5 protein-coding genes and 1 pseudogene are annotated in these 7,347 nt (G+C 70.6%); all 6 read left to right on the top strand.

Annotated features, from left to right (window positions below; genetic code table 11):
- A partial coding sequence (locus G3I65_RS48425; RefSeq protein WP_160702279.1) for a class F sortase occupies positions 1-436 on the top strand: 436 nt, incomplete at its 5' end.
- 29 nt (positions 437-465) lie between these two features.
- Positions 466-1,137, top strand: coding sequence for a TetR/AcrR family transcriptional regulator (locus G3I65_RS48420; protein WP_160702277.1), 672 nt, complete (start codon positions 466-468; stop codon positions 1,135-1,137).
- A 68-nt stretch (positions 1,138-1,205) separates the two neighbouring features.
- A complete protein-coding gene (locus G3I65_RS48415; RefSeq protein ID WP_160702274.1) occupies positions 1,206-2,312 on the top strand; it encodes an acyl-CoA dehydrogenase family protein in 1,107 nt (368 codons plus the stop codon).
- Between the two features lie 626 nt (positions 2,313-2,938).
- Positions 2,939-6,214, top strand: a complete 3,276-nt coding sequence (gene fdh / locus G3I65_RS48405) for a formate dehydrogenase (protein ID WP_160702272.1) — start codon at positions 2,939-2,941, stop codon at positions 6,212-6,214.
- Entirely contained in the window at positions 6,211-7,137 is a 927-nt protein-coding gene (locus G3I65_RS48400) for a 4Fe-4S dicluster domain-containing protein (RefSeq protein WP_160702270.1), read from the top strand. Before fdh ends, G3I65_RS48400 begins: the two co-directional genes overlap by 4 nt.
- A pseudogene (locus G3I65_RS48395) lies at positions 7,134-7,347 on the top strand (polysulfide reductase); the annotation flags it as partial. The gene G3I65_RS48400 and the pseudogene G3I65_RS48395, both read left to right, overlap by 4 nt.

The following is a 7,347-nucleotide window of genomic DNA, read 5'->3' as shown; positions in this document are numbered from 1 at the left end:
CGCGCTCGACGTCCCGGCGATCGGCGCGCGGTCGTCGCTGGTGTCGCTCGGGCTCAACGCCGACCGGACCGTCGAGGTGCCGCCGGTCGACCAGCCGCTGCAGGCCGGCTGGTACGAATACGGCCCCACGCCGGGCGAAGCCGGGCCGGCGGTCATCCTCGGGCACATCGACGGCGACCACCGGAAGGGCATCTTCTGGCGGCTGCACGAACTCAAGCCGGGTGAAGAGGTGCACGTCGACCGCGAAGACGGCGGGCGGCTGACATTCGCGGTGACGAAGGTCGAGCAGATCGCCAAGAAGGAGTTCCCGACCGAAGCCGTCTACGGCGACACGACCGACCCGGAACTGCGCCTGATCACCTGCGGCGGCCGGTACGACGCGGCGAACCGCAACTACCTCGACAACGTGATCGTGTACGCGAAGCTCAAGCGCTGAGCGGCACGCGGGGGTGGGAGGATCGGGAAGTGGCTGTAGAACCCGCGGCATCGCCGTTCACCTCCGCCTCCGGCGCGGAATCGCTGCTGGAGCGCGCCTACACCGACGCGCTGGAGCAGGTCGGCGACACCGACCCGATCCGCGTGCGCGTGCTCGACGCCGCCCTCGAGCAGTTCTGCCGGCTGGGCATCCAGCGCTCCACGATGGAGGACGTCGCCAAGCGCGCCGGGCTGTCCCGGATCACGGTCTACCGGCGGTTCGCGACGAAGGACACGCTGGTCGAGCACGTCGTGCGCCGGGAGTACCGCCGCTACTTCGACCGCTTCCTCGTCGAGATCAAGCAGGCGGAGACGGTCGCCGACCGGGTGGTGCTCGGCTTCGTGAGCTCGCTGCGCGCGATCCGCGGCAACCCGCTGATCGGCGGGCTGATCGCCGCGGAACCGGGGCTGCTGGCGTCGTCCATGATCACCGACGACGGCCGGACGCTGGCCACGGTGCGGGAGTTCGTGGCCGGTCAGCTGCGGCGGGAACAGCACGCCGGCACCGTGGCGGCCGGGCTGGACGTCGAGGTCGTGGCCGAGCTGATGGTCCGCGTTTCGGCCTCCTTCCTGGCGATTCCCAGCCAGGTCGTCGACCTCGACGACGACGAGCAGCTCGCCGCGCTGGCCCGGCGCTACCTGGTGCCGATGCTCGAAGCTTGAGTTCCGGCGGTTCAAGAGATAAAGATACAGAGCACGTAATCTTGTATCTTCAACCGCCGGGAGCCTTCGTGGACCTGACCACCGAACAGCGCGACTTCGTCTCCGCCGTCGACGACTTCTGCCGGCGCGAGGTGGGCGCCCGCGACACCCCGCACGACGACGCGCTGTACCGCAAGATGGCCGAGCTGGGCTGGCTCGGCATCAACGTCCCGCAGGAGTACGGCGGCGCCGGCCAGGGCATGCTGGACCTGGTGCTGTTCCTCGAGACCATCGCCTACCGGCAGGCGCCGATCGGCGGGTTCGCCACCTCGGTGATCACGGCCGCGTCGTACGCGAAGTTCGCGAGCGAGGAGCGCAAGCGGGAAGTGCTGGGCGACTTCCTGCGCGGTGAGGTGCTCGCCGTCTCGATGTCCGAACCCGGCGCGGGCTCCGACGTCGGCGCGCTGGCGTGCAAGGCGGCGCGCCAGGACGGCGGCTGGGTCGTCGACGGCCAGAAGACGTGGTGCTCCAACGCCCACCTGGCCCGCCACATCCTGCTGGTCGCCCGCACCTCGGCCGACGGCGGCAAGCACGACGGCCTGACGATGTTCTCGGTCCCGGCCGGCGTCGACGGGCTGGCCGTCCACGGCATCGACACCATGGGCGGCCGCGAGGTCAACGACCTGTACTTCACCGGCTGCGCGCTGCCCGGCGACGCCGTGGTCGGCGAGGTCGGCCAGGGCTGGCGCCAGCTGATGGCGGGGCTGAACCTCGAGCGGATGATCCTGGCCGCGCTGATGCTCGGCACCGCGCGCCGCGCGTTCGAGGACACCGTCTCCTACGTGCGCGAACGCCGCCAGTTCGGCCGGCCGGTCGGCTCGTTCCAGGCGTTGCGGCACCGGCTGGCCGACCACGCGACGGAGCTGGAGTGCACCCGCCTGCTGGTCCACGACGTCGCCCGCAAGATCGACGCGGCGGACGGCGAGCCCCTGCCGCGCGAGGCGTCGATGGCGAAGCTGAAGGCGACGGAGTTCGCGAAGGCGATGGCGCTCGACGGGATGCAGATGCTCGGCGGGTACGGGTATGCGACGGAGTACGGGATGGAACGGCTGGTCCGGGCCACGGTCGTCTCCACGGTGTACGGCGGGACGAGCGAGATCCAGCGGGACGTGATCGGGAAGACGTACGGCCTCTGAGCCGCGTGTTTCGAGGGTCGTGGCCGGCCGGCGGTGGTGGGATGTCATGAATGGGTCGTTCAGGTCGCCAGACGCCATGAAAGGGTCGTTCATGACATCGTCCGGTCGCCAGGGGCCCGGCAAAGTCGTCGCCGCGATCCCCGGGCCCGGAAGTCATGAACGACTCTTTCGCCACGTCCGGCGGCAGGGCTCCGGCAAAGTCGCGCCGGGTGAGTCCGCGGTGTCTTGAATGAGTCATTCAGGACCTCCGAAGACCTGAATGACTCATTCAAGACATCAGCAAAGTGACCGCCGAGCGAGCCGCCGCAACCGTGCCGGACTCTGGCCCGGGTCGTAGTGAACGACCCTTTCACCTCGTCCGGCGAGGTGAACGACTCTTTCATGTCGTCGTGGGACGGTGAGCGAGCCTCGGTAGCCGGCCGAGGTGGACTGAAGGGGACTTTCCTCCGATGTAATGAGAGCAACGTCCCCATCAGCCCACCTCGCCGCGCCGACTTTGCCGGGGACCTGTCGCCGGACGCCATGAAAGGGTCGTTCATGACATCGTCCGGTCGCCGCTCCCGCCGCGCCGGTTTACGCTCAGGACAACAGGGGTAGCCCGGCAGCGAAGCGCAGCGGGAGGTGACATGGGACCACGGCAGTGGCTCGAATCCTGGCCCGTGTACCGCCAGCTCACCGGCACCGATCCGCTCGGCCGGGGCAAGGCCGCCGAGTCCGCGCGGTCTGCGGCGCTCGCGCCGCGCACCGCGAGCGCCGATCGGGTCGCGAAGTCCGTCTGTCCCTACTGCGCCGTCGGGTGCGGGCAGCAGGTGTTCGTCAAGGACGAGAAGGTCGTCCAGATCGAAGGCGACCCGGACAGCCCCATCTCGCGGGGGCGGCTCTGCCCGAAGGGGTCGGCCAGCACGCAGCTGGTCACCGGGCCGCAGCGGGAGCGGAAGGTGCGGTACCGCGCGCCCTACGCCACCGAGTGGACCGATCTCGATCTCGAGACCGCGCTCGACATGGTCGCCGACCGGGTGCTCGACGCGCGGCGCAAGGGGTGGCAGGACACCGACGAGCACGGTGCGCCGCTGCGGCGGACGATGGGTATCGCCAGTCTCGGTGGCGCGACGCTGGACAACGAAGAGAACTACCTGATCAAGAAGCTCTTCACCGCGCTCGGCGCGATCCAGATCGAAAACCAGGCGCGCATTTGACACTCCGCCACCGTTCCCGGTCTGGGGACTTCCTTCGGTCGCGGTGGCGCGACGGACTACCAGCAGGACCTGCAGAACGCCGACTGCGTCATCATTATGGGCTCCAACATGGCCGAGGCGCACCCGGTCGGGTTCCAGTGGGTGATGGAAGCGAAAGCGCGCGGTGCGCAGGTGCTGCACATCGACCCGCGCTTCACGCGGACGAGCGCGCTCGCCGACGCCCACGTGCCGCTGCGGGCCGGGACGGACATCACGTTCCTCGGCGGGGTGATCAACCACATCCTGAGCAACGACCTGGACTTCCGCGAATACGTCGTCGCCTACACGAACGCGTCCTTCCTGGTGCACGAGGACTACCGGGACACCGAAGACCTCGACGGCCTCTTCAGCGGCTACGACGAAGCCAAAGCCGCCTACGACCCGGCGACCTGGCACTACCAGGACATCCGGCCGCAGGACGCCGGGCACGGCAAGGAAACCTCGCCGTCGGACCAGCACGGCTCCGGCGGGCCGGTGGTCGAAGGCGGCAGCGAGGAGATCGCCGCCGACCCGACGCTGCGGCACCCGCGGTGCGTCTTCCAGATCCTCAAGCGCCACTTCGCCCGCTACACCCCGGAAATGGTCGAGGCGACCTGCGGGACGCCGAAGGAGCTCTTCCAGCGGGTCTGTGACGCCTGGACGAGCAACTCGGGCCGGGACCGGACCGCCGCGCTCGTCTACAGCGTGGGCTGGACGCAGCACAGCGTCGGCGCGCAGTACATCCGCGCGGGCTCGATCATCCAGCTGCTGCTGGGCAACATCGGGCGGCCCGGCGGCGGCGTGTTCGCGCTGCGGGGGCACGCCAGCATCCAGGGCTCGACCGACATCCCGACGCTGTTCAACCTGCTGCCCGGCTACCTGCCGATGCCCAAGCCGGGGCAGCGCACGCTGGCGGACTACCTCAAGGCCGTCAGCGGCGACAAGCAGAAGGGGTTCTGGCGCAACGCCGACGCCTACACCGTGTCGCTGCTCAAGGAGTACTGGGGCGAGAAAGCCACCGCCGACAACGACTTCTGCTACGGCTACCTGCCGCGGATCAACGGCGACCACGGCACCTACCGCACGGTCATGGACATGGTCGACGGCAAGGTGTCCGGCTACTTCCTGCTCGGGCAGAACCCGGCCGTCGGGTCCGCGCACGGCAGGCTGCAGCGGCTCGGCATGGCCAACCTCGACTGGCTGGTCGTGCGCGACCTGGCGATGATCGAAAGCGCCACCTTCTGGAAGGACGCGCCGGAGATCGAGACCGGCGAGATCACCCCCGAGGCGTGCCGCACCGAGGTGTTCTTCTTCCCGGCGGCCTCGCACGTCGAGAAGGAAGGCACGTTCACCCAGACCCAGCGCGTGCTGCAGTGGCGCGAAAAGGCCGTCGAGCCGGCCGGGGACCAGCGCTCGGAGCTGTGGTTCTTCTACCACCTGGGCCGCAAGCTGCGGGAGCGGCTGGCGGGGTCCGCCGACGAGCGCGACCGGCCGCTGCTCGACCTCGCCTGGGACTACGAGGTGCACGGCGACGAGCCGTCGGCCGAGGACGTGCTGCGGCACATCAACGGCCACGACCTCACCACTGGCGAGGAGCTCGACGGGTACCTCGACCTCAAGGCCGACGGCAGCACCTCCAGCGGCTGCTGGATCTACAGCGGCGTCTACGCCGGCGGCGTCAACCAGGCCGCCCGCCGCAAGCCGCGGTCCGAACAGGACCACACCGCCCTCGAGTGGGGCTGGGCCTGGCCGTACAACCGGCGGGTGCTCTACAACCGCGCGTCGGCCGATCCCCAGGGCCGGCCGTGGAGCGAACGCAAAGCCTTGGTGTGGTGGGACGCCGACGCTGGCGAATGGACCGGGCACGACGTGCCCGACTTCGAGAAGACCAAGCCGCCGGACTACGTCCCGCCGGTGGACGCGGTGGGTCCGGCCGCGCTGCGCGGCGACGACCCGTTCGTGATGCAGGCCGACGGGAAGGCGTGGCTGTTCGCGCCGTCCGGGCTGGCCGACGGCCCGCTGCCGACGCACTACGAGCCGCACGAGTCGCCGTTCCGCAACCCCTTCTACGCCCAGCAGGGCAATCCGACGCGGATGGTCTACGGCCGCCGGGACAACCCGTCGAACCCGTCGCCGCCCGAGGCGCACGGCGAGGTGTTCCCGTTCGTCTTCACCGCCGCACGGCTGACCGAGCACCACACCGCTGGCGGGATGAGCCGGACCCTGCCCTACCTCTCGGAACTGCAGCCGGACCTGTTCGTCGAGGTCTCCCCCGAACTCGCGGAGCTGCGCGGGCTGCGGCACCTTGGCTGGGCGCACGTCGTCACCTCGCGGGCCGCGGTCGAGGCGCGCGTCTTCGTGACCGACCGGATGCGGCCGCTGCGGGTGCAGGACCGGGTCGTGCACCAGGTGTGGATGCCCTACCACTGGGGCGGTTCCGGGCTGGTGCCCGGCGACGTGGTGAACGACCTGCTGGGCGTCGTGCTGGACCCGAACGTGTTCATCCAGGAGAGCAAGGTCGCCACCTGCGACGTCCGGCCGGGGAAGCGCCCGCGCGGCGCCGCGCTGACCGCGTACCTCGCCGAATACCGGGAACGCGCGGGCATCACGCCGGAAACGGGTACGCGGGTGTCGACGGCGCACGAGACCCGGCACGTCGAACCCGGTCACGAGGAGGATGCGCCATGAGCGTCGAGGACCGGCTGTCCGGCCCGCTGCCGGACGTCGCCGGGGAAGCCGGGCACACCGGGCACCCGCCGCGGGTCGGGTTCTTCACCGACACGTCGGTGTGCATCGGCTGCAAGGCCTGCGAAGTGGCCTGCAAGGAGTGGAACGCCGTCCCCGAGGACGGGCTCGACCTGCTCGGGATGTCGTTCGACAACACCGGCGCGCTCGGCGCGAACACGTGGCGGCACGTGGCTTTCGTCGAGCAGCCGCGCCCGCCGGGCGGACCGGGCACCGCTCCCCCGCCTGGCGCGCCCGAAGACCTCGGCATGCCGTCGTTCGACCTGCCGGGCGCGAAGACCGGCGCCGACGGCCGGACCGACTTCCGCTGGCTGATGGCGTCGGACGTGTGCAAGCACTGCACGCACGCCGGCTGCCTCGACGTCTGCCCGACGGGGGCGCTGTTCCGCACCGAGTTCGGCTCGGTCGTGGTGCAGCAGGACATCTGCAACGGCTGCGGCTACTGCGTTTCCGGCTGCCCGTACGGCGTCATCGACCGGCGGCCGGACGACGGGCGCGCGCAGAAGTGCACGCTCTGCTACGACCGGCTGCACGACGGCCTCGAACCGGCCTGCGCCAAGGCGTGCCCGACCGACTCCATCCAGTTCGGCGAGCTCGACGAGCTGCGCGAGCGGGCCGCCCACCGCGTCGAGCAGCTGCACGAGCGCGGCCTCGCCGAAGCCCGGCTCTACGGGCACGACCCGGCCGACGGGGTCGGCGGCACCGGCGCGTTCTTCCTGCTGCTGGACGAACCCGAGGTCTACGGCCTGCCGCCGGACCCGGTGGTGCCGACCCGGGAGCTGCCCGCGATGTGGAAGTACGCCGGAATGGCGGCCTCGGCGCTGCTCGCCGCCGCCGTCGCCGCGTTCGGAGGACGCCGCCGATGACCGACCGCAAGCCGCGCCGCTCCCGTGAAGAGCTGATGGTGCCGGACGCCGAATTCCGGTCCTACTACGGGCGTCCGGTGCTCAAGCCGCCGGTGTGGGAGTGGAAGGTGCCGGCGTACCTGTTCACCGGCGGGCTCGCGGCGGGCACGTCGCTGCTGGCCGCGGGCGCCGACCTGACCGGGCGGCCGCGGCTGCGCCGGGTGGGCCGCA

The sequence above is a fragment of the Amycolatopsis sp. SID8362 genome, assembly GCF_010550475.1.
Classification (GTDB): Bacteria; Actinomycetota; Actinomycetes; order Mycobacteriales; family Pseudonocardiaceae; genus Amycolatopsis; species Amycolatopsis eburnea.
The sequence above is the reverse complement of the archived record's forward strand: the minus strand, read 5'-3'. Positions and strand labels throughout refer to the sequence as shown.